Source organism: Mycobacterium sp. GA-1841 (assembly GCF_001954135.1).
In the GTDB taxonomy this organism is placed as follows: Bacteria; Actinomycetota; Actinomycetes; order Mycobacteriales; family Mycobacteriaceae; genus Mycobacterium.
In genome coordinates this window covers 1-711 of the sequence record NZ_MBEQ01000113.1, presented here as the reverse complement: position 1 = coordinate 711, position 711 = coordinate 1, and the positions used below count along the sequence as shown (strand labels likewise).

Below are 711 nucleotides of genomic sequence, written 5' to 3'. Positions count from 1 at the left end.
CATGGCCTCGCCCAGACCCCGCGACACCTTGGCCAACACGTCGGGATCGTCGTAGAAGGTGGTGGCCTTGACAACGGCTGCAGCTCGCGCGGCCGGATCACCGGATTTGAAGATGCCCGAACCCACGAACACTCCCTCAGCACCAAGCTGCATCATCATCGCCGCATCCGCCGGGGTGGCGATCCCGCCCGCGGTGAACATCGTCACCGGCAACTTGCCGGCCCGGGCCACCTCGACCACCAACTCATACGGGGCCTGCAGTTCCTTGGCCGCCACATACAACTCGTCCTCGCTCATCGAGGTCAGCCGACGGATCTCACCACCGATCTTGCGCATGTGGGTGGTGGCATTGGAGACATCCCCGGTGCCGGCCTCGCCCTTGGAGCGAATCATCGCCGCACCCTCGGTGATGCGGCGCAGCGCCTCACCCAGGTTGGTCGCCCCGCACACGAACGGCACGGTGAAGCGCCATTTGTCGATGTGGTTGGCGTAATCAGCCGGGGTCAGCACCTCGGACTCGTCGATGTAATCCACACCCAAGCTCTGCAGGATCTGCGCCTCGACGAAATGCCCGATCCGCGCCTTGGCCATCACCGGAATCGTGACCGCCGAGATGATGCCGTCGATCATGTCCGGATCCGACATGCGCGACACCCCACCCTGAGCGCGGATGTCAGCAGGCACCCGCTCCAGGGCCATCACAGCCACCGC

The 711-nt window shown here is 65.0% G+C and carries 1 protein-coding gene; it reads right to left on the bottom strand.

Annotated features, from left to right (window positions below; translation table 11 throughout):
* On the bottom strand, positions 1-711 hold a 711-nt coding region (gene pdxS / locus A5740_RS25765), incomplete at both ends, for a pyridoxal 5'-phosphate synthase lyase subunit PdxS (RefSeq protein ID WP_076198875.1).